Source organism: Mycobacterium parmense (assembly GCF_010730575.1).
GTDB classification, from domain to species: Bacteria; Actinomycetota; Actinomycetes; order Mycobacteriales; family Mycobacteriaceae; genus Mycobacterium; species Mycobacterium parmense.
Window position 1 is genome coordinate 5,301,452 of the sequence record NZ_AP022614.1, and the last position, 26,565, is coordinate 5,328,016.

At 65.7% G+C, this 26,565-nt stretch carries 28 protein-coding genes and 2 tRNA genes; 17 read left to right on the top strand and 13 right to left on the bottom strand.

The window, feature by feature from the left end:
* Positions 1-78: 78 nt before the first annotated feature.
* Positions 79-981 (top strand): crotonase/enoyl-CoA hydratase family protein, encoded by a 903-nt coding sequence (locus tag G6N48_RS24545; RefSeq protein WP_085271215.1) that lies wholly within the window; start codon positions 79-81, stop codon positions 979-981.
* Positions 982-998: 17 nt separating this feature from the next.
* Positions 999-1,550 carry a hypothetical protein gene (locus G6N48_RS24550; protein WP_085271216.1) on the top strand — a complete coding sequence of 184 codons (552 nt, stop codon included), beginning with the start codon at positions 999-1,001 and terminating at the stop codon, positions 1,548-1,550.
* Between the two features lie 51 nt (positions 1,551-1,601).
* On the opposite strand, the gene G6N48_RS24555 is transcribed toward G6N48_RS24550, so the two are convergent.
* Both G6N48_RS24555 and G6N48_RS24560 read right to left on the bottom strand, forming a co-directional pair.
* Positions 1,602-2,609 (bottom strand): AraC-like ligand-binding domain-containing protein, encoded by a 1,008-nt coding sequence (locus G6N48_RS24555; protein ID WP_085271217.1) that lies wholly within the window; start codon positions 2,607-2,609, stop codon positions 1,602-1,604.
* 33 nt (positions 2,610-2,642) lie between these two features.
* Entirely contained in the window at positions 2,643-3,368 is a 726-nt protein-coding gene (locus G6N48_RS24560) for a TetR/AcrR family transcriptional regulator (protein WP_085271218.1), read from the bottom strand.
* A gap of 98 nt (positions 3,369-3,466) precedes the next feature.
* On the opposite strand from G6N48_RS24560, the gene G6N48_RS24565 reads away from it, so the two are divergent.
* On the top strand, positions 3,467-4,999 hold the full coding sequence (locus tag G6N48_RS24565; RefSeq protein WP_085271219.1) for a GMC family oxidoreductase: 1,533 nt from the start codon (positions 3,467-3,469) through the stop codon (positions 4,997-4,999).
* On the opposite strand, the gene G6N48_RS29075 is transcribed toward G6N48_RS24565, so the two are convergent.
* Together G6N48_RS29075 and G6N48_RS27910 are read right to left on the bottom strand one after the other, a co-directional pair.
* The gene (locus G6N48_RS29075; protein ID WP_428841983.1) at positions 4,925-5,428 is read right to left on the bottom strand and encodes a rolling circle replication-associated protein; all 504 of its coding nucleotides are present in this window, start codon (positions 5,426-5,428) and stop codon (positions 4,925-4,927) included. The two genes, G6N48_RS24565 and G6N48_RS29075, sit on opposite strands and share 75 nt — an antisense overlap.
* Positions 5,335-5,826 carry a hypothetical protein gene (locus tag G6N48_RS27910; RefSeq protein WP_179969905.1) on the bottom strand — a complete coding sequence of 164 codons (492 nt, stop codon included), beginning with the start codon at positions 5,824-5,826 and terminating at the stop codon, positions 5,335-5,337. Before G6N48_RS27910 ends, G6N48_RS29075 begins: the two co-directional genes overlap by 94 nt.
* A 359-nt stretch (positions 5,827-6,185) precedes the next feature.
* On the opposite strand from G6N48_RS27910, the gene G6N48_RS24575 reads away from it, so the two are divergent.
* Positions 6,186-6,253: transfer RNA gene (locus G6N48_RS24575), tRNA-Phe, on the top strand.
* Between the two features lie 76 nt (positions 6,254-6,329).
* Here the strand turns inward: G6N48_RS24575 and G6N48_RS27980 are convergent.
* Entirely contained in the window at positions 6,330-7,100 is a 771-nt protein-coding gene (locus G6N48_RS27980) for a nitroreductase family deazaflavin-dependent oxidoreductase (protein ID WP_085271220.1), read from the bottom strand.
* 43 nt (positions 7,101-7,143) lie between these two features.
* Positions 7,144-7,695: a TetR/AcrR family transcriptional regulator gene (locus G6N48_RS24585; protein WP_197745606.1), complete on the bottom strand. Its 552-nt coding sequence runs from the start codon at positions 7,693-7,695 to the stop codon at positions 7,144-7,146.
* A 310-nt stretch (positions 7,696-8,005) separates the two neighbouring features.
* Here G6N48_RS24585 and G6N48_RS24590 point away from each other — a divergent pair, with 310 nt between their 5' ends.
* The 5 genes from G6N48_RS24590 to G6N48_RS24610 all read left to right on the top strand — a co-directional run bounded on the left by G6N48_RS24590 (position 8,006) and on the right by G6N48_RS24610 (position 13,493).
* On the top strand, positions 8,006-8,482 hold the full coding sequence (locus tag G6N48_RS24590) for an MmpS family transport accessory protein (RefSeq protein WP_179969906.1): 477 nt from the start codon (positions 8,006-8,008) through the stop codon (positions 8,480-8,482).
* The gene (locus G6N48_RS24595) at positions 8,479-11,379 is read left to right on the top strand and encodes an MMPL/RND family transporter (protein ID WP_085271222.1); all 2,901 of its coding nucleotides are present in this window, start codon (positions 8,479-8,481) and stop codon (positions 11,377-11,379) included. The genes G6N48_RS24590 and G6N48_RS24595 overlap by 4 nt, the downstream gene beginning before the upstream one ends.
* A 121-nt stretch (positions 11,380-11,500) precedes the next feature.
* Positions 11,501-11,947 carry a hypothetical protein gene (locus G6N48_RS24600; protein ID WP_085271223.1) on the top strand — a complete coding sequence of 149 codons (447 nt, stop codon included), beginning with the start codon at positions 11,501-11,503 and terminating at the stop codon, positions 11,945-11,947.
* An 86-nt stretch (positions 11,948-12,033) separates the two neighbouring features.
* Positions 12,034-12,136 (top strand) — tRNA-Phe (locus G6N48_RS24605).
* A 46-nt stretch (positions 12,137-12,182) separates the two neighbouring features.
* A complete protein-coding gene (locus G6N48_RS24610; protein ID WP_163670920.1) occupies positions 12,183-13,493 on the top strand; it encodes an MCE family protein in 1,311 nt (436 codons plus the stop codon).
* A gap of 49 nt (positions 13,494-13,542) precedes the next feature.
* Here G6N48_RS24610 and G6N48_RS24615 read toward each other — a convergent pair whose 3' ends face one another.
* The 4 genes from G6N48_RS24615 to G6N48_RS24630 all read right to left on the bottom strand — a co-directional run bounded on the left by G6N48_RS24615 (position 13,543) and on the right by G6N48_RS24630 (position 15,921).
* Positions 13,543-13,851, bottom strand: a complete 309-nt coding sequence (locus G6N48_RS24615) for a hypothetical protein (RefSeq protein ID WP_139825863.1) — start codon at positions 13,849-13,851, stop codon at positions 13,543-13,545.
* A gap of 105 nt (positions 13,852-13,956) precedes the next feature.
* Positions 13,957-14,331, bottom strand: a complete 375-nt coding sequence (locus G6N48_RS24620) for a thiocyanate hydrolase (RefSeq protein ID WP_085270145.1) — start codon at positions 14,329-14,331, stop codon at positions 13,957-13,959.
* On the bottom strand, positions 14,328-15,038 hold the full coding sequence (gene scnC / locus G6N48_RS24625) for a thiocyanate hydrolase subunit gamma (protein WP_085270146.1): 711 nt from the start codon (positions 15,036-15,038) through the stop codon (positions 14,328-14,330). The genes G6N48_RS24620 and scnC overlap by 4 nt, the downstream gene beginning before the upstream one ends.
* Before the next feature lie 43 nt (positions 15,039-15,081).
* A complete protein-coding gene (locus G6N48_RS24630; protein WP_085270147.1) occupies positions 15,082-15,921 on the bottom strand; it encodes an SH3-like domain-containing protein in 840 nt (279 codons plus the stop codon).
* A 308-nt stretch (positions 15,922-16,229) separates the two neighbouring features.
* Here G6N48_RS24630 and G6N48_RS24635 point away from each other — a divergent pair, with 308 nt between their 5' ends.
* From G6N48_RS24635 to G6N48_RS24660, 6 genes are all read left to right on the top strand, one after another.
* The gene (locus G6N48_RS24635; protein WP_372511340.1) at positions 16,230-16,964 is read left to right on the top strand and encodes a M15 family metallopeptidase; all 735 of its coding nucleotides are present in this window, start codon (positions 16,230-16,232) and stop codon (positions 16,962-16,964) included.
* Between the two features lie 59 nt (positions 16,965-17,023).
* Positions 17,024-17,836: a methyltransferase domain-containing protein gene (locus G6N48_RS24640; RefSeq protein ID WP_085270148.1), complete on the top strand. Its 813-nt coding sequence runs from the start codon at positions 17,024-17,026 to the stop codon at positions 17,834-17,836.
* Between the two features lie 109 nt (positions 17,837-17,945).
* Complete coding sequence (locus G6N48_RS24645; RefSeq protein ID WP_085270149.1) at positions 17,946-19,523, top strand: methylmalonyl-CoA mutase family protein; 1,578 nt, start codon at positions 17,946-17,948, stop codon at positions 19,521-19,523.
* Positions 19,523-19,963 (top strand): cobalamin B12-binding domain-containing protein, encoded by a 441-nt coding sequence (locus tag G6N48_RS24650; protein ID WP_085270150.1) that lies wholly within the window; start codon positions 19,523-19,525, stop codon positions 19,961-19,963. Before G6N48_RS24645 ends, G6N48_RS24650 begins: the two co-directional genes overlap by 1 nt.
* Positions 19,948-20,904, top strand: a complete 957-nt coding sequence (locus G6N48_RS24655) for an LLM class F420-dependent oxidoreductase (RefSeq protein WP_085270151.1) — start codon at positions 19,948-19,950, stop codon at positions 20,902-20,904. The genes G6N48_RS24650 and G6N48_RS24655 overlap by 16 nt, the downstream gene beginning before the upstream one ends.
* A gap of 47 nt (positions 20,905-20,951) precedes the next feature.
* Positions 20,952-21,932 carry a CaiB/BaiF CoA transferase family protein gene (locus G6N48_RS24660; RefSeq protein ID WP_232066826.1) on the top strand — a complete coding sequence of 327 codons (981 nt, stop codon included), beginning with the start codon at positions 20,952-20,954 and terminating at the stop codon, positions 21,930-21,932.
* 33 nt (positions 21,933-21,965) lie between these two features.
* On the opposite strand, the gene G6N48_RS24665 is transcribed toward G6N48_RS24660, so the two are convergent.
* A complete protein-coding gene (locus G6N48_RS24665; protein WP_085270153.1) occupies positions 21,966-22,871 on the bottom strand; it encodes a LysR family transcriptional regulator in 906 nt (301 codons plus the stop codon).
* Between the two features lie 166 nt (positions 22,872-23,037).
* Here G6N48_RS24665 and G6N48_RS24670 point away from each other — a divergent pair, with 166 nt between their 5' ends.
* Both G6N48_RS24670 and G6N48_RS24675 read left to right on the top strand, forming a co-directional pair.
* The gene (locus tag G6N48_RS24670; protein WP_085270154.1) at positions 23,038-23,931 is read left to right on the top strand and encodes an SDR family oxidoreductase; all 894 of its coding nucleotides are present in this window, start codon (positions 23,038-23,040) and stop codon (positions 23,929-23,931) included.
* Positions 23,932-23,951: 20 nt separating this feature from the next.
* Positions 23,952-24,896 carry a TIGR03620 family F420-dependent LLM class oxidoreductase gene (locus G6N48_RS24675; protein WP_085270155.1) on the top strand — a complete coding sequence of 315 codons (945 nt, stop codon included), beginning with the start codon at positions 23,952-23,954 and terminating at the stop codon, positions 24,894-24,896.
* A gap of 64 nt (positions 24,897-24,960) precedes the next feature.
* Here G6N48_RS24675 and G6N48_RS24680 read toward each other — a convergent pair whose 3' ends face one another.
* Both G6N48_RS24680 and G6N48_RS24685 read right to left on the bottom strand, forming a co-directional pair.
* Entirely contained in the window at positions 24,961-26,226 is a 1,266-nt protein-coding gene (locus tag G6N48_RS24680; RefSeq protein ID WP_085270156.1) for an amidohydrolase family protein, read from the bottom strand.
* 3 nt (positions 26,227-26,229) lie between these two features.
* Complete coding sequence (locus tag G6N48_RS24685) at positions 26,230-26,544, bottom strand: DUF4286 family protein (RefSeq protein ID WP_085270272.1); 315 nt, start codon at positions 26,542-26,544, stop codon at positions 26,230-26,232.
* Positions 26,545-26,565: the final 21 nt, after the last annotated feature.

Below are 26,565 nucleotides of genomic sequence, written 5' to 3' on the forward strand. Positions count from 1 at the left end.
TCGTATTTCACACAGATGGTGTGTGCATGCTTTGGCCTAACAACCAGCCCTTGGGACCAATAAGGAACCGAAATGAGTATGTCGACAACCGAATTCGAGACGCTGCTGTACACGACGGCCGGCCCGGTCGCGACCATCACGTTGAATCGCCCGGAGCGGCTCAATACCATCGTCCCGCCGATGCCCGACGAGATCGAGGCGGCCATCGGCCTCGCTGAGCGAGATTCGAGGATCAAGGTCATCGTGCTGCGAGGGTCCGGCCGGGCCTTCTCCGGCGGCTACGACTTCTCCGGCGGTTTCCAGCACTGGGGGGAAGCCATGATGACCGATGGGAAGTGGGATCCGGGCAAGGATTTCGCGATGGCCACCGCGCGACAGACGGCGCCAACGCAGAAGTTCATGGCCATCTGGCGGGCGTCCAAGCCGGTGATCGCCCAAGTGCACGGTTGGTGCGTGGGCGGGGCCAGTGACTACGCGCTGTGCGCTGACCTGGTGATCGCCAGCAATGATGCCGTGATCGGGACCCCGTACAGCCGGATGTGGGGGGTCTATCTGACGGGCATGTGGCTCTACCGGCTGAGCCTGGCCAAGGCCAAATGGCACTCATTGACCGGTCGGCCGCTGACTGGCGTGCAGGCCGCGGAGGTCGAGTTGATCAATGAGGCGGTGCCATTCGAGCGCCTCGAGACTCGCGTCGCCGAGATCGCCGCCGAGCTGGCGCAAATCCCGTTGTCACAACTGCGGGCGCAGAAGTTGATCGTCAACCAGGCCTACGAGAACATGGGCCTGGCCTCCACCCAGACGCTGGGCGTCATTCTGGACGGCCTGATGCGCAACACCCCTGATGCGCTCGACTTCATCCAGATTGCCGAGGCGCAGGGGGTGCGGGCCGCCGTCGAGCGCCGCGACGGCCCGTTCGGCGATTACAGCCAGGCCCCACCGGAGCTGCGGCCCGATCCCACCCACATCATCGTGCCGTGATCGCGACAGGTAGTGAGATGGATGATGAATCGGGGCATTTGCTCAAGCTCGCTCAGGGCGGGTTCGTCGCGGTGGCGAGCCTGGAAGCGGTGTACGGCGGGGCGGCACTGGTGCGACAGATCTTCGTGTACGGCAACAGTGAACAGCCAAACTTGTTGGCCGTGATTGTGCCCGCCCCGGTAGCGCTGGCCGAATACGGCAACAGTCCAGCGCTCAAAGCCGCGTTGCGCCAGTCGCTTGAGCAGACCGCCGCGGCGGCCGCACTGCAGTCTTATCAGGTGCCGGTCGACTTCCTAATCGAGACAGAACCTTTCACCGTCGCGAACGGATTGCTCTCCGGGGAGGGCACGTTGCTGTGGCCCCGGCTCAAGGAACACTACGGCGAACGGCTTGAGCACATGTATGCCGACATCACGGCCGCGCAGGTCGACGAGATCCGGATGCTGCGCCAGACGGCGGGCGATCGACTGGCGGTGAAAACGCTCGTCCGTGCCAGCCGTGCGCTGCTTGGCGCAGCGGGCGGCGGCAGCCGTTGGATCAGGTCGGTGAGCTGGCACCGGCGCGGCTGATTGGCCTGGCGCAGGCAACCGGAATCCCGCTCCCAACAGTGCACTGTCTACTCAGGACAGCTCATTGAAGTGGGCACCGCCAGGCGCGAGGGTACCCGCCACCGTCTCGGGCAGACTCAGTGCGCTCGTCCGGTAGTCCCGGGGAGTTAAGCCGTATGTCGTCTTGAAGAGTCGTGAGAAGTGTGCCGGATCAACTAGACCCCATCTGGAGGCGATCGTGCTGATCGGCTCGTCCGCAAGCGAGATGTTCGCAAGGTCCTTGCGGCAGTGCTCGATTCGCCTGGCACGTATCCACCCAGTCACCGTTTGTCCGTCGCTTTCGAAGAGCTTCTGCAGGGTACGGATGGAAACATGGTGGGCGGCCGCGATGTTGGCTAGGTCCAGTCTGGGATCGCCGAGCCGGTGCTCGATATACGTTCGGACTTGTAGCAGCAGGCCGGTTTTGCCCTCGCCGAGGTCGCTTCCACCGGGATAGCCGAACCGTTCAGTGAATAGCGCAGCAATGAGACTCAAAGTGGCGTCGCCAAGACGATACGAGCGGGAGCACTCACCGGCGTGGAGTTGTCGGGCAATACCGGAAAGATACTGTGATACCACCAGACCCAAGCCCTCGCGCCCACTTATCGGGCGAGCGACAATGCGCTCTAATCCTGATGGCAGCAGCCGTAATTCGTCGCGCCCGAATAGCATGGCCTGCATCTGGCATTGTCTACTACCGATGATTTGATACGGACGGGTCGTGTCGTAGAGGACGAAGTCCCCGGCCGCCAATGCGGCCTGGCGATCGCCCTGTGATACGACCGAGGTACCGACGATCTGCCGAACAACTTTGAGGTACTCGGGCCCGGCGTTGGCGATGTGTTTTCTGGTACGGCGCGCGATGAATGCATTGCCGATTCGCAGACTGGACAACTGCACGATGCCGAGATTCGCGAAGTGCGCCTCCGCACGGAAGGTGTCAATCTTGTCGCACGACAACCCCATCGGGACTAGGCGCGCCGAAACGAACTGGGCCAACGCTTCGAAATGCTGTGCGCCAACGGAATTGCAATAAGTCATAGGAGGAACTCCGGCGCGAATCGTTTAACGCGCTCAGCTCGCCGAGCGATCGGCTAAGCGATCGAGCCACTCGGCCATCAACGCCTTTTCATTTGGCGTCAACTCGCCATTGGCGTCGGCTACCAGCGCCTCTCGCAATGCGACCGCACGCCCGGGAAGGTCCGATGGAGCTGGCTGCCGCGATCCATCGATCACCATTGCGGCGATGCTGCTTTCACGCATGACCTCCGACAATTGAGGGTCACGTTCACCGGGCGGGACACGAATCTGGCTGAGGACGAAGCCCATTGCGGCGGCGTGTGCGAACTGCACGGCACGCTTGACGCTCATCCGCAGCAGGCCATGATCGCCGATCCGAGAGATCAGTCTGTGCAGGATTTCGAGCGATTCGCGGCCCGGTGGCGGCATACTGCCGGGTCGGGGCTGGACGTAAGCGAGGATGTAGCAATCGGGGTGTTCAAGGCCGAAGTCGACATGAAGATCCCATATGTCGCGGTAGTCCTGCACGGGATCGTCGGTTACGGCAGCTTGCCGCTTGTCCTGCAGATAGTTCTGTAACACAAACCCTGTGACGGCGTCGAGAAGCCCCTGCTTGTCGCCGAATTGTCGGTAGATGGCGGGCGGCTGCACGCCGGCCGCCGCCGCAACGGCCCTCGTCGAGACCGCCTCAATGCCGTTGGACCTCAACAGGTCCGCGGCGGCTTCCAGCACCTTCTCTGCCGTTTCGGCACCTGAAGCGCGAGGCCTGTCGCTATCCATGTTTCCAACGATAACAAATTTCGGGTTGCGGTGATAAAGATCGATGATAACGTGATCTTGTTATCAGTGTTAACACCAGACGTCGCGAAGGAACCCCCATGCCATCAGCATCGAAGACCTCGAACTCCTACGACTTCATCGTCGTCGGCGCCGGTACAGCCGGATCCGTGATCGCCAGCCGACTCTCAGAGGAACCAAGTGCACGCGTGTTGCTGCTCGAGGCAGGCAGCGCGACCCCGTTGCCAGCCAGTGCTGTCCCGCCGTTGTGGCCGACCATGATCGGCAGCTCGGCCGATTGGGGCGACTCCACAACCGTGCAGTCGGCGACAGGGTCGTCAATCCGGCTGGTCCGAGGCCGGGGCATGGGCGGATCCTCGGCAATCAACGCCATGATGTTTCTTCGCGGACACCGGGCCAGCTACGCGGCTTGGGAGCACGTCGGCGCGAAGAGCTGGGGGTACGACGACCTGCTGCCGTATTTCAAACGCAGCGAGACCGTTGTCGGGGGCGATCCGTCACTGCGCGGGGTCAACGGCCCGATGCGAGTAGCTGAGATTGACCCGCTGCATCCAGTCATCGCCGCTGGCCTCGACGCCGCGGTCCAGTGCGGATACCGTCGCGCGAACGACATCAGCAGCGGACTGGAAATCGGGTTCGGCCCGAGCCAGCAGAACATCGTCGAGGGGAAACGGCTCAGCGCCGCCGACGCATACCTATTGCCGTGGTTGAGCCGGCCAAATCTCGAAGTCGTCGCCGATGTCCTCGTGCATCGGCTTCGGATCAACCGAGGGCGCTGCACCGGCGTGGAATACAGCACGGCCGACGGGACATCGATTTCCGTCGCGTGCTCCGCAGAAGTCGTACTCACCGCCGGCACCATCGGCTCGGCCCAACTGCTCATGTTGTCCGGAGTCGGCCCGCAGCAACACCTTCGCGCCGTCGGAGTAGGGGTCACACTCGACCTGCCCGGCGTGGGAGCGAATTTCCACGACCACGTGATGGCCCCGGTGGTGTTCCGATCCACCCGGCCGATGCCGCCAAGCAACAGCGGTCACTGTGATGCCTTCGGATTGATTCAGACGAAGTATGCGGAGCGCGGCCCCGACCTCCACCTACTCTTCATCAACTCCACCGGCATCGGCCTACCGGGCGATGACGGCAGCGTGGTCGGCTACGTGATCGCAGCTGGGGTGATGCAGCCGTTCAGCCGCGGCAGCATCCGACTTTGCGGGCCGGATGCCACCGCCGCGCCGCTCGTCGACCCGAACTACTTCGGCGACGACAGGGACCTCCGAACGCTCATCACCGGACTACGGGTTGCCCGTGAAATCGGTGCCGCCAGCGCATACGACGCCTGGCGCTCCGCGGAAGCCCTGCCTGGTCCCGCTGTGAACGACGACAACGCCCTTCGTGACTTCGCCAAAGCCGCCTACCAGTCGTACCTCCATCCCGTGGGAACGTGCGCAATGGGCAACTCGCAGATGTCGGTTGTCGACAGCGAATTGCGGGTGCGTGGCATCAGCGGCCTCCGAGTCGCCGACGCCTCCGTCATGCCCTCAATTCCGTCGGCCAACACTGCCGCCACTGTCTATGCGATCGCCGAACGCGCAGCCGAGCTGATCGGCGGCTGACGGATCGCCGCCAACAGCGCCGATCGCGGGCCGAACCCGGTGCGAGCCCGGGGGCTCGAGTGCGGTTCCTTTGTCCCGCCCTCCGGCCAGAGCCGCCCGCCAGCATTCCTGTGACAGCCAGTCCCGGAACGTGCGGCCTGATCGGCTGACGCCATGTGGGGGAGCCGTTCTTAGGTGAATGTGTGGTGCGCCGCGGCGCTGAAATTCCAGCTTCCAGATGTAGCGGGCTGGTTCGCCCCATTCGCATTGGAATCGTTTGCACCAGAGCGCCACGTGTCGCTTCACACTGGCCCCGCCGCGGGCGACCGTTTCGCAGTCACCGGGGTAGGTCATGGTCACCATCGCTGGCGCACGGCCGCACTCCACCAATGGCGTGTAATCGAGCTCGGCGAAGGTGCGCACATAGCGGCACGCGACTTGCGGGACCATTCGATGATCGCACGGCCACGCGGGTCAGGTACGTCACGGCCGCCCTTAAGGCGGTCCACCTCGTCCGCTACATCGAGCCGGTGGCGGTTGACTGCCCGCTCAGATGCTTCTTCCGCGCGAACCGGATTTGTCCAGCCGAGGCGGACCACGCCGGGGCCAACCGTAATCCGGAATCGGCCGGACTCCGGTTCCTCGTCGAGCAGGTCGTGACCATCGGCCAATGACTGCGCCCGCTCAAAGAGTGCCGCTGCCGCGGCCACGAGCTCGGGACTTGGGAACCGCAGCCCCAGGGCGTCCGCGGCCGACAGTTCCGCATCAATGCCGCCCCCGACGGTGTCGCGGACACTTTTGGCACCTATAACAAGCCCGCCGGCCGCGGCCGGGTTGAGGTTCGGCACCTCGGTCGACGTCCGGCCGACCGCTATCGCTCTCCCGCCCTGCGGCCTGGCGGCCTCGGTCGCTCGCGACCTCCCGTCAATCGAGGCGCCAGCGACACCACGCCGCGATGACAGGTGCTCAGTGGCGGATGTCGCTACGTCCAACGACAGTGTCGAGACGGTCGCTGATGATGCGATTCTGGGCATCGGGGTGCCTGCTCCCCGGAGCCCCGACGCCGCTCATAGCGCAAGCGGCAGCGCCGAAGCTCCTGGTCAGGAGTGCAAGCACCGTGTCCGGTTTACGTCCGTTCGTCGGACACACTGATTACGTCAGCGCAGCGCAATGCGGCGCATACGACGCACAGAATCAGATAAACCGCAGTTCAGTGGCCATCCCGTCCGCCTGAAAAGCGGAAGGTCGGCGGTTCGATCCCGCCCCTGGCCACCATCTCGCGTCGAAGCGGATGTGTAGTGCATCGTTGGTCGGCGCATCTGTACGCCCCCGCCCGTGAAGTGTGCGGCGTTCACTCTGTGTCGTCGTGCCGCGGGGCGACCTCGGCTGTCTCGCTGAGTTTGTGGAGGCGGACGCACTGGTCGGTGCCGTCGAGCCAAAGCAGGAACCGCGATGGCGGCGGGAGCAGGTGGGAAACGGCGGTGGTGGGGACGGGGGTCGGGTTGCCCACCGGGACCGGGCGGCCCTGCCAGCGCAACACGCCGGGATTGTGGCGCAGGTTGACATACCAGCTGGTTTTCGGGCCGTACGTGAGCGGGACGATGAAGCTGTCGGGCTGCTCCACCACCCGTATCGGTGTGCTGTATGGGCGGCCGGTGCGTCGACCCGTGCACTCCACGATCCCGAAGACGCTGTGCGGGCGACCGGCTCGCCCTACACGTGTAACCATTTTGTTGGCAAAGCGCTTGTTGCGCTTGCGCTTGGCGTCGATTACGGCCGGATCACCGCGACGCATCCCGGCGGCGATGTGCAACCGCCGCACGATCAACCCGATGGCCAGCGAGACCGCTACACAAGCCGCCACGGCAGCATTCGAACGTGGCACAACCGTACCTCTTTTCGTTCTACAGATCGGCTCGTCGGCATTGGGGCAGAACGGCACGATCAGAGCCAGATGGACGTTCTGACGGGCGAATTCGTCATGGATGCGCGGTGCGGCTTGGGTGGCGGGCTCGTCGGATCTGGTGATGGAGCCGCAGATGCTGACCGCCTCGGACGCACCGATGGTGCCCTCCGCCTCCTCGACGCGGTCCCGGGAACAGCAGCGGCGCGAGCGCACCATGGTGATCGCTGAACAAATGCGGCATGGCGACCTCCGTAAGTTTTTACGTCGACAACCCGTTTAAGACGAGTTCGACGAGCTCGTCGACGTCGACTCGGTGACCCGTCTTGTGACCGATGGCCACCGCCGCGAATAACGTGAGCGCGGCAGCGTCAATGAGTTCAGGCTGAAGTTCCCCGGCCTGCGCGCGCGAGCTCAGGTAGGACTGCAACAGGTGCTGTCCTGTGGCGACGAAATTTCTCAGCGCTCCGTCGGCGTGACTCACCGCGAAAAACAGCGACATCAGGTCAGCGTTGGCGGCGAGCGTTTCGTCGAAAGCTCGCATCAGTCGTGGCAATACAACGGTGGCCGGCTGGTCTGCATGCTCACCGAGAATGGCGTGCAACTGCGGCATGAAACCCCGCTCGGCGAGGACGGCCGCCACCAGGTCCCCTTTGCTCGCGAAGTAGTGGTAGAGCAGCCCCGGCGTGACTCCTGCGGCTCGGGCGATGTCCTTGATGGATGCTCCGTCGACGCCCTTGTCGGCAAAAACCGCGAGCGCGGCTCCGATCAGCTCATTCCTTCGGCGCTCGGCCTGTTCACGTCGCACACCCACCGGACACACCATATTATTGAATAAACGTTTAATCAACTTGTAGAGTCGGGGCCATGCGCACGCGAGCGGGGAGCGGCCGCCGTCCGGTGGTTGGCAACCCGCGATCAGGGGCCCACCTGCCGGCCGGGGTCCGTGACGGGGTCATGATTTTCCGGGCGTCCCCGGGCGACCCAATTCGGCCATCGAATCACCGCCGGCCCAACGGCACATTCGTGTCGGTTATATACGGTCGCGTCTATTGTCTTGTGCGGTACTGTGTCGTACTCTCAAGATTCTTGAGACTGACTCGACGTGTCGAAACTTGCCGGCCATGGTGTTCCTTTCTTGGAAAGGCCAACGGTTGAAGACGATTTCGCTAAGCAACGGGGTGAGACGGTGGTGGATTCTGCTCGTCGTCGCGGTGGTGGCGGCGGTGGCGGGATTTTGCATTTATCGACTTCATGGGATTTTCGGTTCCCACCACAGCACCGCGGCCGGCGGCGGCATATCGGATCAGACGGAACCGTTCAATCCCAAGCACATCACTCTCGAGGTCTTCGGTGACCCGGGAGCGGTGGCGACCATCAATTACGTAGACATCAACGTGCAGCCGCAGCAAGTCGTGAACGCGTCCCTGCCGTGGTCGTTGACCATGGTCACGACGCAGCCCGGAGCCTTCAGCAACCTGGTGGCGCAGGGCAACAGCGATTCCCTGGGCTGCCGCATCCTGGTCGACGGTGTGGTCAAAGACGAAAGGATCGTCAACGAGGTGAACGCCTACACCTTCTGCCTGGTGAAGTCGGGATGACCAATAATCACGCCCAGGAGAACGCCGTGGCAGGCTTTATTCGCCGATTCTCGGTGCCGATTTTGCTGCTGTGGGCGGGTCTGGCGGCGATATCCAATATCGCCGTGCCGAACCTGGAGGATGTGGCGAGGGCGCACAACGTCTCCCTCAATACGCCCGACGCGCCGTCCTTTCAGGCGATGAAACACATCGGCAAGGTGTTCCACGAGTTCGATTCCGACAGCTCGGCCATGATCGTCATCGAGGGGGACAAGCCGCTCGGCGATGACGCCCACCGGTTCTACGACTCCCTGGTCCGCAAGCTCCAGCGAGACACGAAGCACGTGGAGCATGTCCAGGACTTCTGGGGCGATCCGCTGACCGCGGCGGGCTCGCAGAGCAAGGACGGCAAGGCGGCCTACGTGCAGCTGTACCTGGCCGGCAATCAGGGCGACGCGTTGGCGAACGAGTCGGTCGAAACCATCCGCGAGACGGTGGCCCACACGCCGCCACCGCCGGGGGTGAAGGCCTACGTGACGGGCGCGGCGCCACTCGTCGCCGATCAGTTCGAGGTTGGCAGCAAGGGCGCCTTCAAGGTCACCGTGATCACAGTGTTGGTGATCCTGGTGATGCTGTTGTGGGTGTACCGCTCCGTCACGGCGATCGTCGTGCTTGTCACGGTCCTGATCGAAATGGCCGCGGCGAGGGGAATTGTGGCCTTCTTGGGAAACATCGGGCTGATCGGATTGTCCACCTATGCGACAAATCTGCTCACCCTACTGGTGATCGCGGCCGGCACGGACTACGCGATCTTCTTTCTGGGCCGGTACCAAGAGGCGCGGCACAACGGCGAGGACCGGGAAAGGGCCTTCCACACGATGTACAGCGGCACCGCCCATGTCGTCCTGGGGTCCGGCCTCACCATCGCCGGCGCGGTATTCTGCCTGCGCTTCACCCGGCTCAACTATTTCCAAAGCCTCGGTATCCCGGCCGCAATAGGCATCGTGGTCGCGCTGGTGGCCGCTTTGACATTGGCGCCGGCGGTCATCACCGTGGGCAGTCTTTTCGGGCTCTTCGATCCCAAGCGCAGGATGGCGACTCGAGGTTGGCGGCGCATCGGCACTGCCATCGTGCGCTGGCCCGGCCCGATCTTGGTAGTTGCCACCGGGGTGGCGCTCATCGGCTTGCTCGCGTTGCCCGGCTATAAGACGAATTACGACGCTCGCCCGTACCTGCCGGCCAGCGCGCCGGCCAACGTCGGTTACGCGGCGGCCGAGCGCCATTTTTCGCAGGCCCGCCTCAATCCCGAATTGCTAATGATCGAGACCGACCACGATATGCGCAATCCGGCGGACATGATTAATTTGGAAAGAGTCGCCAAAGCCATCGCCCATCTTCGCGGCATTGCCCAGGTGCAGTCCATGACCAGGCCGTTGGGCACGCCGATCGAGCACACATCCCTGGCTTTTCAGATCAGCGCGGGCAGCATCGGCAACATCGAGAATCTGCCGTATCAACGGGATCGCGCGCAGGATTTGCTCAAACAGGCCGACCAGCTGCGGGACACGATCAGCATTTTGAACAAGCAATATGGCCTGCAGCGGCAGCTGGCCGCCTCGACGCATGACGAGACCCAGAGCTTCCACGAAACGATCGCCATCATCAACGACCTGCGCGACAAGATCGCTAATTTCGACGACTTCCTGAGGCCGATTCGCAGCTATTTCTACTGGGAACGGCATTGCTACGACATTCCCGCGTGCTTTGCGTTCAGATCAATCTTCGACGCGATCGACGGCATTGATCAGCTCAGCGCACAGTTCGAGAAGCTCACCGCCAGTCTGGACAAGCTCGACGCAGGCCAGCAGAAACTGGTGACGCTGCTGCCGCCGCAGATCGCCGACCAGGAAAAAAACCTCGGACTGATCCTGTCCAACTACGCCACGAACTTCGGCATCAACGCCCAGGCGCGAGCCAGCACGGACAACGCGACCGCCCTGGGGCAGGCATACGACGCCGCCAAGAACGACGATTCGTTCTACCTACCGCCCGAGGCTTTCGACAATCCCGAGTTCAAGCGGGGCCTCAAGCAATTCCTTTCGCCCGACGGCAAAGCCGCACGCATGATCATCACCCACGAAGGTGACCCCGCGACCCCGGAAGGCATCTCGCACATCGACCCCATCGAGGACGCGGCCAAACAGGCCGTGAAGAACACCCCGTTGGGCGACTCCAACATCTACCTTGCCGGCACCGCGGCAACCTACAAGGACATCGCCGACGGCGCGAAATATGACCTCCTGATCGCCGGAATAGCCGCCCTCAGCCTGATTTTGATCATCATGGTGGTCATCACTCGAAGCCTGGTTGCGGCGGTCGTCATCGTCGGGACGGTGGCGCTGTCGCTGGGTGCCTCGTTCGGGCTTTCCGTGCTGGTCTGGCAGGACATTCTGGGGATCAAGCTGTACTGGATCTGCCTTGCGCTGTCCGTCATCATTCTGTTGGCCGTGGGGTCCGACTACAACCTGTTGCTCATCTCCCGTTTCCGGGAGGAGATTCATGCCGGTTTGAAGACCGGAGTTGTCCGCGCCATGGCCGGCACCGGCGCGGTAGTTACCGCTGCCGGCCTCGTGTTCGCCTTCACGATGTCGTCTTTCGTGTTCGCGACTTTGTTGGTGCTGGGTCAGATCGGGACCACCATCGGCTTGGGGCTCCTCTTCGACACCCTGATCGTGCGGTCTTTCATGACGCCGTCGGTTGCCACGCTTCTCGGGCGATGGTTCTGGTGGCCGCAGCGCGTGCGGCCCCGCCCCGCGAGCACGATGCTTCGCCCGTACGGGCCGCGTCCCGCGGTCCGTCAATTGCTGCTGTGGGAGGACGGGGACCCCGTCGCGAGTTCTCGGCCACCGTCGAGGTGATGCAACTGTGAGCACGGCGGAAGAACCGAATCTCTCGGAGCGAGAACAGCGCCACGGCCGGTCATTCACCCGCCGGTGCTTCCACCGCACAGTGCCTCACCGCACAGAGGAGTGAGCAGAGTTGGGCCTTTTTGGTTATCTGGCTATCCTGGCGGGCGTTGCCGAATTAGCGTTTGCCGCTGCCGCTTTCGTGTTTGTGAACCGTCTGCTGGAGCGCGAGCCGACATCGACAAGTGAAGAAGTCGGAAGCTCCGGGAAGGTTTTTCGCAAGCTGCGGAAAGGCGAACCGATGTCCGAGGACGAGTTAGAATTCGCGGCACAGGCCGTCTTTGATCGCGGATCCTTGATGGCGTTTTCCATCCCCGCCGCCATCTTCTCCCTCGGATGCATCTTCCTGTTCGGGGGCCTTGAAGTGCATGGACCCCATTCCCTGCGGCCCTATATCGGTCTGTTTCCCATGTTCGGGTCCTTGAACATGACCATCCGACTCCTCAGGATCGCAGCCTTGAAAAAGCGGCTTCGCTTTGTCGGGGATCTCGGGTGGGAAGGTCTCGGTGGTCCCCGTTGATCGCGATGGTCGCCGAGCGCAGTGGCCGCAGCTGCTTTGGGGACGGTGGCGACGTAGCCCGTCGAGCCGACCAGCGGTTGCGCGCGGGCCAGGCTGGCTTCGTCGAGGATCGTCAAAGCACGGGCCGGCGGCCGTTCTGTAAGCCTGAAAAGCGGAAGGTCGGCGGTTCGGTCCCGCCCCTGGCCACCAGAGCGGTAATTCGGCGGAAGCCGAGCATCGGCGGTTTAATAAGCCCATGACTGGTCCCGGACGCATCAACCCCTCACGCACGCCCCCCTACAGGTGGGCCGCGGCGGCGGTGGTGGTCGTGTGCGCGTTGATCGCGTTCCTGGTGTATGGGCAGTTTCGGGGTGATTTCACGCCGAAGACGAAGTTGACGATGGTGGCGTCGCGGGCCGGGTTGGTGATGGATCCGGGGTCGAAGGTGACTTATAACGGGGTGGAGATCGGCCGGGTGGCCTCGATTTCGGAGGTCGTGCGTGATGGTATGCCGGGGGCGAAGTTCACGTTGGATGTCTATCCGCGGTATTTGTCGTTGATTCCGGCGAATGTGACCGCCGATATCAAGGCCACGACGGTGTTCGGTGGGAAGTATGTGTCGTTGACGACGCCGAAGAATCCGTCGCCGCAGCGGATTTCGCCGCAGACGGTGATTGATGCGCGGTCGGTGACCACCGAGATCAATACGTTGTTTGAGACGGTGACCTCGATTGCGCAGAAGGTGGATCCGGTCAAGCTGAATTTGACGTTGAGCGCGGCGGCGCAGTCGTTGGCGGGGTTGGGTGAGAAGTTGGGGCAGTCGGTGGTCAACGCCAACGCGGTCCTCGATGATGTCAATCCGCAGATGCCGCAGGCGCGTCGGGATATTGCGGCGTTGGCGGCGTTGGGGGACACCTATGCGAAGGCCTCGCCGGATCTGTTCGATTTTTTGAATAATGCGGTGGTCACGGCGCGTTCGATCAATGCCAATCAGAAGGATTTGGATCAGGCGTTGTTGGCGGCGGCCGGGTTCGGTAATACCGGTGCCGACATCTTCAACCGGGGCGGGCCGTATCTGGCGCGCGGGGCCACCGACCTGGTGCCCTCGGCCCAGCTGTTGGACACCTACAGCCCGGCCATCTACTGCACCCTGAAGAATTATCACGACATCGCGCCGATCACCGGCGCATCCGAAGGCGGATTCAACGGCTACTCGCTGAACATGGATACCGAGGCGCTGTCGGGTCTGGGGTTGGTGGCCAACCCGCTGTCGCTGGCGACGGTCGCGTTGCTGACGATGGGCCTCGGTGGTGCCGCGGGCCTGGTGGGCGGGGCGCCCAACCCCTACATCTATCCGGAGAACCTGCCCCGGGTGAACGCCCGCGGCGGGCCCGGCGGCGCCCCGGGCTGCTGGCAGAAGATCACCCATGACCTGTGGCCGGCGCCGGAGTTGGTGATGGACACCGGCAACAGCCTCGCGCCGTACAACCACCTCGACACCGGCTCGCCGTACGCGATCGAGTACGTCTGGGGCCGCCAAGTCGGCGACAACACCATCAACCCCTAGGCCTGCGACGTCTGCACGATTGGCCGGCGCCCCTTCGGACGGGCGCGGGTCAGGGCAGCGGTTGTGCGCTGTGAGGGGCTCCGGCGACCATGCGGGTAAGGCCGTCGCCGATCCCCCGGCCGATCTCCTGCTTCGAAGTCGTGCTGCCCACGAGGGCTGACCCGGGGCACTTGCAGCCCAAGCCGCTGAACGCGCTCGGATCGGCACCGGCCGTGGCGCTGCCCACGATGAGGAAATTGAGCGCAATCGCAATACCAATGACCATTCTCGTCATCGCCGGCCGGTCCCCTCCGGTTCTTGTGCTTTGGCCACGCCTGGGCGCACCGGATGCCGGGTCGCCGGGCTCTTCGTCGGTCATATGCCGACGCTAACAGCGGTGTGCGGGAGGCTGCCAGTAAGCGAAGGCTCGCCGAACATGAAGCTTTGCAACCGAAAAGGCGCACTTCGGGTGCGAAGGCGCCCGTCAGTCGGCTTCGAGTCGGGAGCGGATGGCGGCCAACCGCTGCCTGAGGTCTTGTTCGTCGATGACCCCGCGCGCCAACAGCGAATGCGCCAGCGCGACAAGCTGGTTCTCCGGGTAGGGCAGCTCGGCGTAACGGGTGGCCGTCAGTTCGTCTTCTTCGTCGCGCCGCTCTTTGAAGGTGAAGTGCAGCTTCTCGTCGGTGCCGCAGCTTCGGTCCAGCACGTCACACATCCCGTCGAGGCTGGTTTTCCACGGCGGCACGGGGTTGTTCACCCCGTGTTTCGCGGCCACGAGCGGCCAGGTTTGGCGGCGCCGGACGATCTCGTCGAGGACGGGGAAGCCTTCGGTGCTCACCCGCGCGGCGTCGCCACTCATGCGTCGACCGGGCGGATGGCCCGACGAACCAGCGGGGTCACGTTGGCGGTGACACCGGGCTTGGGCAGGGCAACGCCGATCAGGCAGTCGCGCGTGATGATTTCGCTCAGCTGCGCTTCCGTCCAGCCCTCGGTGCCGTCCGGGCGCATCGGCATGACCATGAAGCGGCGCTTCTGGTTGGAGTCCTCCACCCGCACCTCGACGTCCGCTGAGAGCTCCAGGCCGAACTCGGACAAGACCTGCCGGGGCCAGCGCACGAGCCGGCGGCGGTAATTGGGGGTGCGGTACCACTCGGGTGAGTTGCCCAGGATCGGACGCGGATAGCAGGAGCACAGTGCGCAGACGATCACGTTGTGCACCGTCGGGGTGTCCTCGAGAATCTTGAACGCGGTGAAATCGCTGGGCGTGCCGAATCCGGTCGGCTCTTGCCAGTCGACGCCGACTTCCTTGCTCGCGGCCATCGGATCGGTCAGTGCGAGCTTCTTGAACTCCGGGTCCAGCCACGCCTTCGCCACCAACCTGGCGCCCGGGGCGGGTCCGATGTGCTCGGCGTACTCGGTGAAAACCCGGTGTTCCTCGGCGGTGAACAAGCCCTTCTCGATGCACAATTCGCGCAGCGCGATCTCGAGCACCTCGAAGTCGGTGATCTCGTCGACCATCGGCGTCACGGTGCGCGCGTGGTCGTGGTCGTGGTCATGATCGGACATGGCTGGGTGTCTTCCTCTCGGACGGGCGCTCGAGCGTTGGGTGTCAGCCGACCGATTCGAGCCAGCGTTCGGGAATCTCGGTCTGCAGGGTGTCGTTCTTTGGGCCGGTGTAGTTGTCCCAGAGCTGCGACTGGTTGAACCGCACGATGTAGAACCACTCCGGCTTGGCGTCCTCGCGATCCCACGTCTCGTCCTCGGCGGCCGGGCTCTCGTAGCTGACCTCGGCGATCACCCCTTCGGCGCCCCGGCAGTATTCCGGGGTGCGGGTGTAGAACATCGCGGGTAGCTCACGGACCCTGACCCGGTCGCCGACCTGGAATTTCGCCGTCCCGGCTTGCCCGGCATAACACTGCGGATCTCCGATCCCGACGGCCTCGAGGTGGCGCCGGTTGCGGTTGACCGCCGAACCCTCACCCTTCGACTTCGGCTCAGCCTCGGGTTTCCGTCCGTCGAGGCCTCCGGCATAGCGCGCCTGAACCTCCATCAGCCGGTCGGTCAACTCACCCCAGGTGATGTGTTTTTTCTCGATGAGCAGGCGGCCGACCGACCACAGCCAGCGGGTGTAGTAGGGCAGGCCCAGGTAGATGGAGCGCCCGACGTCGACGTTGCCCAGCCGGCGGCGCTCTTCGGACACCCAGATGCCGCGCCACCCCAGCACTTCGCAGAGCACGTAGGTCATCAGCTCCCACTGCTCTTCTTCCTTGTTCCAATATTCTTGCGGCACATTGAGTTCGCCGCCCACATCGTGGGGCGTCTTCATGTACGCCACGAACTGGTCGTGGGTCACCTCGTCGGGGGCCGGCCACTCCGGAACCTCGGGAAACGTGGTCTTCAACCTAGACACCAGCGCCAACTGCCTGGCGCGCTCCGCGGCAGTGCTCATCGGACCCCCTCGGACGGCAAGGATGGAAACGCAACGTAACACTGGGGGAACTCTGGAACGGCGAAAATCAATAAGACATCAGACGAATTGTTGGGTGAAAGCGGTAGAGATCTTCGGTAATCGACGGTACGGCGTGGTGATCGCGCAATTGGTCGAATTCATCGGGAAGGCCTCGAAATCATCGAAGGCCCGAGTATGTCCCGTCCCCGGTTGAGCCGGCGACGCGCACGGCGGTGACGAACCCGCGGTCGAGCGACACCCGCCCGGATGTCCTCCGCCCCAGCCACCGTGGACGCGAGAATGACCGGGTGAAGCTTGCGCGGGTCGTGGGGGTGGCGGTCGTGGTAGGGCTGATCGCGGCGCTGACAGCGGCCGGTCAAGCCCGGCGGCCTTCGACGGTCGCCATGGCGGTGCGGCTCGTCGACACCAGCGTCCCGCCGGTGAGCGATGCCGCGCGGGCGGCCGGATTCGTCGACGTCCGAACCGCCGTCCCCGACGCGGTGATCGACCTGCGTTACGCGACGACGGACAACTTCACCGGCACACAGTTGTACCCCTCCGACGCGCGCTGCCTCGTGCACCAGTCGATGGCGCCGGGACTCGCGGCGGCCGCGGGCGCGCTGCGACCCCGGGGACACTTGCTGGTGTTCTGGGATTGCTACCGCCCGCATGACGTTCAGGTCAGGATGTTCAACGTGGTGCCTAACCCGGCCTGGGTCGCGCGGCCCGGCCAGTTCGCCCACAGCCACGAGTCGGGCCGTTCGGTGGACGTGACATTCACCGACCCGCAGCAGCCGTGCCCGCCCGAGCGGCACGCTGACGGGCTCTGCCTGGCCGACATGGGCACCGACTTCGATGACTTCACCCCGCGGGCAACCGCTTTCGCGACCCAGGGCGTCAGCGCCGGTGCGCAGGCGAACCGCGCGGAACTGCGGACCGCGATGAACTACGGCGGGCTGAAGGTGTATTCCGGCGAGTGGTGGCATTTCGACGGGCCGGGGGCGGGTGCCGACCGTCCGATCCTCGACGTTCCGGTGGATTAGGCGTCTCACATGACGAGATAATTGTTTCACAATACGAATGAGCCGGTAGGCTTCGCGTCATGGACGACCAACGCCCGGCCAAATACACCCATGGCCATCACGAGTCGGTGCTGCGCAGCCATCAGCGACGGACAGCCGAGGATTCCGCGGCCTATCTGCTGCCCCACCTGCGCGCCGGCTGGTCGATGCTCGACGTCGGTTGCGGCCCCGGGACCATCACCGGTGACCTCGCCGCGCGGGTGGCACCGGGAGCCGTCACGGCCGTCGACATGTCCGCCGATGTCCTCGATGTCGCGCGCGCGGAGGTTGGGCGGCGCAACCTGTCCAACGTCTCGTTCTCGATCGCCGACGTGCACCGGCTCGACTTTCCCGACGACACGTTCGACGTCGTCCACGCGCACCAGGTGCTGCAGCACGTCCACGACCCGGTTCAGGCGCTGCGCGAGATGAGACGGGTTTGCCGGCCGGGCGGCGTGGTGGCGGCGCGGGACGCGGACTACTCGGGCTTCGTCTGGTTCCCGGAGCTGCCGGCCCTGGCACTCTGGCGGGACCTCTACCAACGGGCCGCGCGCGCCAACCGCGGTGAACCGGATGCGGGCCGGCGCCTGCTGTCCTGGGCCCGCGCGGCCGGATTCACCGACGTCTCGCCCACTGGCAGCCTCTGGTGCTACGCGACGCCCGAGACGCGCGAATGGTGGGGAGGCATGTGGGCCGACCGCATCCTGCACTCCGGTGTGGCGCGCGAGCTGCTGAGCCGGGGCCTGGCGACGCCAGCCCAGCTCGAGGAGATCTCCGCGGCGTGGCGAACCTGGGCCGAGGCGCCCGACGGATGGCTGGGGATCCCCCACGGCGAGATAATCTGCCGGCCGTAGGTTCTCCGAGGCCCTCAACACGCGCGCCACACGCCCTTCGCGCGGCCGTCCGCGCAGCTCAGGTGTGTGGTATTGGCATTCTCTTTTTTTGCAAGTACGTTATTCACCGATGGATAACGCTGCTCAGACACCGTCGGGCATCCCGCTACAGCCCGTCTACGGCCCGGGGGACAGGACCGCCGAGCCTCCACCTCCCGGGGTATTCCCGTTCACCCGGGGCAACTTCGCGTCCGGCTATCGGGGCAAGCTGTGGACCTTCCGCCAGTACTCGGGGTTCGGCACCGCCGAGGAGTCCAACCGCCGTTACCGCTACTTGCTGGAGCAGGGCGGCACGGGGCTGTCGGTGGCGCTGGACCTGCCCACGCAGTGCGGGTATGACTCCGACGATCCCGAGTTCGGCGAGGAGGTCGGCCGGGTCGGCGTCGCGGTGGACACCCTCGCCGACTTCGAGATCCTGTTCGACGGCATCCCGCTGGACAAGCTCAGCACCAGCATGACGATCAACGGCACGGCGGCGATCCTGCTCGCGTTCTACGTGGCGGCCGCCGAGAAGAAGGGCGTTGCGCGGGCGAAGCTGACCGGCACCATCCAGAACGACATTCTCAAGGAGTACGCCTCGCGCGGCACCTGGATCTGGCCGCCGGAACCGTCGCTGCGGCTGATCGCCGACACCATCGAGTTCTGCGCCGCCGAAGTGCCCAGGTTCAACGCCATCTCGGTGGCGGGGGCGCATTTCCGCGACGCCGGGGCCAACGCGGTCCAGGAGATGGCGTTCACCCTTGCCGACGGGGTGACGTACTGCGACACCGTGGTGGAACGCGGGCGGATGACCATCGATCAGTTCGCGCCGCAGATCTCGTTTTTCTTCTACACCCACGGCGATTTCTTCGAGGAGATCGCGAAGTATCGCGCCGGGCGCCGGCGGTGGGCGACGATCGTGCGGGAGCGCTACGGCGCGACCAAGGACAAGGCGGCGATGTTCCGGTTCGGCTGCGTCTGCGGCGGCGCGTCGCTGTACGGGCCGCAGGCCCACAACAACATCGTCCGGGTGGCCTACGAGGCGATGGCCGCGGTCCTGGGCGGCGTCCAGTCGATGTTCACCGCGGCCTGGGACGAGCCGTTCGCGCTGCCCACAGAGGAAACCACGACGCTGGCGCTGCGCACGCAGCAGATCCTGGCGCACGAAACCGGCGTGGCCAGCGTCGCCGACCCGCTCGGTGGCTCGTACTTCGTCGAGGCGCTCACCGACGCCACCGAGGCGCGCATCGTCGAGATCATGGAGGACCTGGAGCGCCACGGCGGCATGGTCAGCACGATCGAGGACGGGTACCTTCAGGGCCTGATCGCCGATGAGGCTTTCCGGATGCACCAGGACATCGAGGCCGGCGCGCGCCCCGTCGTCGGGGTGAACCGGTTCGTCTCCGAGGAGCCGGAGCCCGATGTCGTCACCTATGAGCTGGACGCCGAGGGGCGCGACCTGCAGCTCAAGCGGCTCTCCAAGGTGAAAGCCGAAAGGGATTCGGCCGCAGTTCAGTCCACTCTTGCGGCGCTCTCACGGGCCGCAGAAGGAACCGACAATCTGATGCACAACTTGATTGACTGCGCCAACGCGTATTGCACGGTGGGGGAGATGGTTTCCGCCCTCAAAGCCGTGTGGGGCGAGTTCCAGCAACCGGTGGTGTTCTAGTGGCCGTTCGAATCCTCGTCGCCAAGCCCGGGCTCGACGGACACGACCGCGGCGCCAAGATCGTGGCGCGAACCTTGCGCGATGCCGGCTTCGAGGTGATCTACACCGGAATCCGGCAGCGCATCGAGGACATCGCGTCGATCGCCGTGCAGGAAGACGTCGCCGTCGTGGGCCTGAGCATCCTGTCGGGCGCGCACCTGGCCCTGACCGCGCGCACCATCGAGGCGCTGCGCGCCGCCGATGCCGAGGACATCGCCGTCGTCGTGGGCGGAACCATCCCGCATGCGGACGTACCGAAACTGTTGTCCGCCGGGGCCGCCGCGGTTTTCCCCACCGGGACATCGCTCGAGGTGCTCGTGCGCGACATCCGCGCGTTGACCGGCACCACGGATCCGGAACCGAACCAACCTGCCTCGGAGGAACGATGCGCGTCGGAGTGATGATCGGTGCCGAGCGGGGCGACATGGCCCGCAAGGTGGCCAAGCTTGTCTCCGACATCGAGTGGGCCGAGTCCGCGGGCCTGGACACGGCGTGGATGCCGCAGGTCCCCGACGACTTCGACTGCCTGACCATGGTGTCGCTGATGGCCGCGCACAGCTCGCGCATCGAGTTGGGTACGGCGGTGGTGCCCCTGCAGGCGCAGCACCCCATCGCCCTTGCCCGCCAGGCGCTTTCGGCGCATGCGGTCGCCGGTGGGCGGCTGGCGCTGGGCGTCGGGCCGTCCCACCACTGGATCATCCGGGACATGCTCGGCCTGCCGTATGACAAACCGGCCGCCTACACCCGCGACTACCTGCGGGTGCTCAACGCGGCCGTTGCCGGGCCGGGAGCGGTCGACGTCGAGAACGATTCGTTCACCGTGCACAACCCGATGGCGATCGGGGCCGACACGCCGATGCCGGTGCTGGTGGCCGCGCTGGGACCCGTGATGCTGCAGCTCGCAGGGGAACTGGCCGACGGAACGGTGTTGTGGATGGCCGACGAGCGCGCGATCGGCGATCACATCGCGCCCAAGATCACCAAGGCCGCCGCGGACGCCGGGCGCACCGCGCCGCGCATCGTCGCGGGCATTCCGGTATGCCTCTGTGGGCCGTCGGAAGTCGGCGAGGCCAGGGAACGGGCCAACCGCATCCTCGGCGAGGCCGAGGTGTCGCCGAACTACCAGCGGCTGCTCGACCGGGGCGACGCGCGCGATGTCGGTGACCTGTGCGCGGCCGGCGACGCCGAACAGATCCTGACCCGGATGCGCCGCTTCGCCGATGCCGGCGTGACCGACCTGTCGGTGCGGCTGCTGCCGATCGGCGCTGACCGCGACGAGCTCGTCGCGTCCAAACGGCGCACGCGCGAGATGATCGCTGCGCTGGCAACGGAGTTGCGTTGACGTCCACCGGGCCGCTGGCGGGGATACGCATCCTCGAGGTCGGGACCATGCTGGCCGGCCCGTACGCGACGATGCTGCTCGCCGACCTCGGCGCCGAGGTCACCAAGATCGAGCCGTCCGGCGGGGAGATCTCCCGCGGGGTGGGGCCGACCTACTTCGCGAGCCTGAATCGCAACAAGTCCAGCGTCTGCATCGACCTGAACTGCGTTGCGGGACAGGAGCGTCTGGGGGCGCTGGTCGCAAAGTCCCACGCGCTGCTGGTCAACCTGAAACCGTCGGCGATCCGCCGGCTGGGCCTCACCTATGAGTCATTGCGCCGCTGGAACGAGCGCGTCGTCTGCGTCGCGATCACCGGCTTCGGGCTGGACGGCGGCGACGACCCGGCGTTCGATTACGTGATCCAGGCGGGGTTCGGGATCGCCGCGATGACGGGCGATCCCGACGGCCCGCCGACGCTGCCGGGGTACTCGTCGGCGGACAACTCCACCGGGATGTGCGCGGCGCTGGGGCTGCTGGCCAAGATCGTCTCCGGCACCGGCGGCCAGGTCGACGTGTCGCTGCGTGACGTCATGCTCTCGCAGCTGAACTATCACGCCTCGGCATACCTCAACAGCGGCGTCGAACCGCGGCGCCGGCCGAACGGCGCCCATTCGTATTACGTTCCCGCGCAATTGTTCGCCACGGCCGAAGGGTATCTCGCCCTGTTCATCACCCACGACGGCTTCTGGAAATCCTTCGCCGCCGAGGCGAACATCCGAGGCTACGAGAGAATGGCCCAGCGGGTGGCCAACCGTGACGAGGTTCTTGCGCTCGTCTCTTCCGCGCTGTCCGCCGACACCGCCGCCGGCTGGGAACGTCGGCTGCGTCCGCTGGGTGTCCCGGCGGCGGCCGTCAGGTCGTTGCCCGAGGCGCTCAAGGCGACGCCGGAAGTCGTTGTCTCCGCGGGCGATTTCCGCCTCGTCGGGAGTCCCATTCGGGTCTCGGGGTATCAGCCGCAATATCGGCCACCCCCGGAACTGGGGGAGTAGAACGAACTACCGGGGCGTGACGCCGCTAGCGCGCTAGGCCCGGACCGGGCCCGTCAGATGCGCTTCGGCGAGTTTGCGGAAGGCCGCCACCAACCGGCTGCGGTCCCCCGAGCGGGTCGCCAGAACGACATGGCAGGGTTCGATGCCCCTCAGCGGGACCGTCGTGATGTCGGGCCGCAGGGCGTTGCCGTGGAATCCGGCGGTGATGGCGACCGCCTGTCCGGAGGCGATGACTTCGAACTTGTCCTCGAGCGCGTCGATGAACGGACCGTCAGGAGCCCGGCGCCCGTCGGGACGGGGATCGATCCGCCAGTAGGCGCTCCAGGCGGGGTCGGAGTTCCGCACCCTGGGCATCGGCTCGTCGGCGATGTCGTCGAGGGTGACGAAATCCCTGCCCGCGAGGCGATGGTCGACGGACAGCGCCAGAACCCGAGGCTCGTCGTAGAGGATCGTCACGTGCAGCCCGTCGGTGGGAAACGGGAGCCTGGTCACCACCGCATCCACCCGGTGACCGAGCAGGGCGTCCAGCGCCTGTCCCCAATCAAGGTGCGAGACAATGACTTCGGCGTCCGGGTGCTCACGGCGCATCTCGCGCACCGCGGGGGTGACGATCATGCCCGTCGTGTAGCCGATCGCGATGCGGCTGGGCTGGGCGGCGCCGCGGGCCTGCGCGGCGGCCTGCGCGGCCGAGCGCAGCAGCGCCTTGGCCTTGGGCAGGAAGACCTCGCCGGCCTCGGTCAGCCGCGTGCCCTGCGGTGTGCGGTCCAGGAGTCGGACGCCCAGTTGCTGCTCGAGGCGCCGGATCTGACGACTCAACGACGGTTGCGCGACACGCAACGCGGTGGCGGCGCGGCCGAAATGCCGGTGCTCGGCCACCACCACGAAGTAGCCGACCAGGCGCAGGTCCAGGTCGATGACCAGCGATGCCGAATCGGTCATGCGGACAGTGTAGCCGCGCCGTCGGCCGCGCAAGCGCTGATTTCCCCGCTGCGCTGCGGTGATGCCGCATCCGTATCGCGCCATGTGGATTAGGTCTTGGACGTCCGGGCGCTGCGCTCGTTGACTTGGTGGCGGGAAAAGCAATCTTCGCCGAAAGGATCCACCCATGCACGTCTTCGTCACCGGCGCCACCGGACACATCGGCTCGGTCGTTGTCGATGAGCTCCTCGAGGCCGGTCATCAGGTCACCGGCCTGGCCCGCTCCGACGAGTCCGCCGCCGCCTTGGCGGCCAAGGGCGCCCAAACGTGGCGATGCGACCTCGACGACCTCGACGGCCTGCATGCGGCCGCCGCGGCGTCCGACGGGGTCATCCATCTCGCCTTCCGCCACGACTTCGACGACTTCCTGGGAGCCGCGGAAACCGATCGCCGCGCCGTCGAAGCGATGGGTGAGGCCCTCGCCGGATCCGGCAAGCCGTTCGTCAGCACGTCGGGGACCCTGCTGCTGGCGATGTTAGGGCGGACGGGACCCGGGACGGAGACGGACACGCTGCCCGGCGGGCCGCGAGTTGACTCCGAGAACGCGGTGATCGCCCTGGCCGAGCGCGGGGTTCGCTCGTCGGTGATCCGGCTCTCGCCGTTGGTCCACAGCAACGTCGACCACCACGGCTTCGCCACACACCTGATCAACGTGGCCCGCGACACCGGAAAATCCGCGTACCTCGGCGACGGCGCCAACCGCTGGCCGGCGGTGCACACGTTCGACGCGGCGCACCTGTACCGCCTGGCCCTCGAAAAGGCCCCTGCGGGAACGCGGTTGCACGGGGTTGCCGACGAGGGCGTGCCGTTCCGCGACATCGCCGGCGTCATCGGCCGGCAACTCGGCGTGCCCGTCGTCAGCATTCCCATCGAAGAGGCCGGTCACTTCGGGTTCCTCGCGTTGTTCGCCTCCCTGGACAATCCGACCTCGAGTGCCCTCACGCAGCGGGCGCTCGACTGGCATCCCGAACGCCCGGGGCTGATCGCCGACCTGGACGCCGGACACTATTTCGCCGCGTGAGCACTCCGAGGGGGACCGCCATGAATCCGAATCTCGCAGAGACGCGGCAGGCCATGGGGGCCGTGGGTGTGTGCCTGCCGGCCTCGTTCACCGAGCCGTTGTCCGCAGACCTGCAACGGGCGGCCGTGCGGCGCCTGGAAAGCGCCGGCTGTCAGTCGGTTTGGACCAACGAGGTGATCGGCAAGGACGCCCTGGTGCAATCGGCCGTGCTGCTCTCGGCCACCGATAAGATGGTGTTCGGCACCTGCATCGCCAACGTCTGGGCCCGGCCGGCCCAGACCATGCACGCCGCCGCCGCGCAGCTGGCCGACGCGTACCCGGAAAGGTTCGCGCTCGGCGTGGGGATCGGCTACCGGGAACAGGCGGCCAGCGTGGGCCGGCAGTTCGGTTCTCCGCTGGCGACGATGCGTGACTACCTGGTCGGTATGGACAGCCCGACCTGGCCGCCGGCGCCCGATGCGCCGTACCCGCGCATCCTTGCCGCCAACGGACCCGGGATGCTCGCGCTGGCGGCCGAACTGGCCGACGGCGCGTACCCGGCCGGGCTGCCGCCGGAGTTCACCGCGCAGGCGCGCCGGGCGCTCGGCCCGGACAAGCTCCTGGTTGTCGGGCTCTCGGTGGTGTGCGACAGCGACGCCGAGCGCGCGAAAGACACCGCGCGGCAATCGGTGTCGGGCAGGCTCGCAGTCCCGGCCTACAAGGCGCGCCTGGAGGGGCTGGGCTACTCGCCCAGCGACCTCGCCGGCGTCAGCGATCGCCTGGTCGAGGCAGTCGTCGCCCACGGCGACTCGGCGGTGATCGCCGACAAGGTGCGCGAGCACCTGGCGTCCGGAGCGGATCATGTGACGCTGCTGCCGCCCATGGGTACCGACTTCGCCACCGCCATCGACCAACTCGAAGAACTCGCCGGCAGCGGACGTGCTGTCGTGGACCAGGCGCGCGTCCACCTGGGAGGCCCGCAGTGAGACTCGTCCTCAACCTGCCCGATGGGGGTGATCGAGGAGATCGGGCCCCAGCTGCCCTGGTGGGTCACCTCAGCTGGGCGAGTTGCTTCTCCTGGTAGCGCCGCGCCCACTCCGCGCGCGGCCGAATGGACACGTCTACGTCAGTGGCCTTGGCCCGCAACGCTTTCACGGTCGCCTTCTCGCGCGGCGTCCGGGCGAAGGGGTCCCAGCTGAAGAATCGGCAGGCGTTGGCCCAGGTGATCTTGTCGATGTCCGCGTCGTCGGCGCCCGCGGCGTCGAGTTCGGCCAGCACCTGCTCGGGCGCGTCCGGCCAGAAGCAGTCGGAGTGGGGGTAGTCGCACTCCCACGCGATGATGTCGATGCCGATCTCGTGGCGCAGCTTCAGCGACGTCTTGTCGGTGACGTAGCACGCCAGCGAGTGCTCGCGGAAGACGTCGCTGGGCAGCTTGTTGCCGAAGTCGCGGCGCAACCATTTCTGGTTGGTGTAGTGGCGGTCGCTGCGGTCGAGATAGAACGGGATCCACCCGATGCCACCCTCGGAGAAGGCGAATTTCAGGTCGGGGTAGTTGCGCATGGCCGGGCCCCACAGCAGGTCCTGCGCGCACATCGCCGAGACCTGGGTGGCCAGGATGATCATGTTGTCGATCGGCGCATTGGGGGCCATGCTGATCGCGCCGAAGCCGGTGCCGATGTGCAGGCACATGACGACGTTGTGTTCGGACAGGGTGCGAAACACCGGGCCCCAGTAGTCCTCGTCGTGGTAGCTCGGAAGCCCTTCCAGGTGCGGCAGTTCCGGCATCGTGACCGCTCGGCAGCCCTTCGCGGCGACCCTGCGGATCTCGTCGCACATGCCCTCGGGAGTCCAGGTCGGCAGAATCGCGATCGGGATGAAGCGATCCGGGTAGCTGCCGGCCCACTCGTCGATGTGCCAGTCGTTGTAGGCCGACACCATCACCAGTGTGACGTCCTCGCGCGTCATGTTGAGGTGGCGGGCCGAAAAGCCGGTGAACGTGGGGAAGCACATCGACGACAGGATGCCGTTGCGGTTCATGTCGCGCACGCGTTCTCCGACGTCGTACACGCCGGGACGCATCTCGGCGAAACCGGCCGGATCGCGGCCCCACTCCTCGGCCGGCCATGACACCACCGCGTTCAGGCCGCTGACTCCCTGTGGCCTGCCCTGATACATCCACTGGTCGACGCCGTGAGCGTCGGTGACGACGATCGGCGCCTCGTCCTTGTACTTGGCGGGCACGTGGCGAAGGAACATGTCCGGCGGCTCGACGACATGGTCGTCGATGCTGACCAGGACCAGGTCATCGATATTCATCCGTCAGCCTCCGCACTCGGTGGTGACCTCGAGCAGCCTGGGGATCGGCGGCGGGTCCAACTGCAGCGCGTCGGACATGTGCAACCGGCCGCCGTTGGCGATCATGTTGTCCAAAATTGCCTGCAGGCTCTCGCCTTCGATCTCGTAAACGGCGACGTAGGGGCCGTCACCGCCGACCGGACGAAACCGGCGCGCGGAGACGAACCCGTCGAGCGCCATGAGTTCACCGAGGTGGACTTCGTCGTACCAGGTGTTGTATTCCTGCTCGCGTTCGGGCGAGCTTGGTCGACTCTCAACCAGGATGATGCCCTTGGCCATGGCCGCCACCTTTCTCGTGCC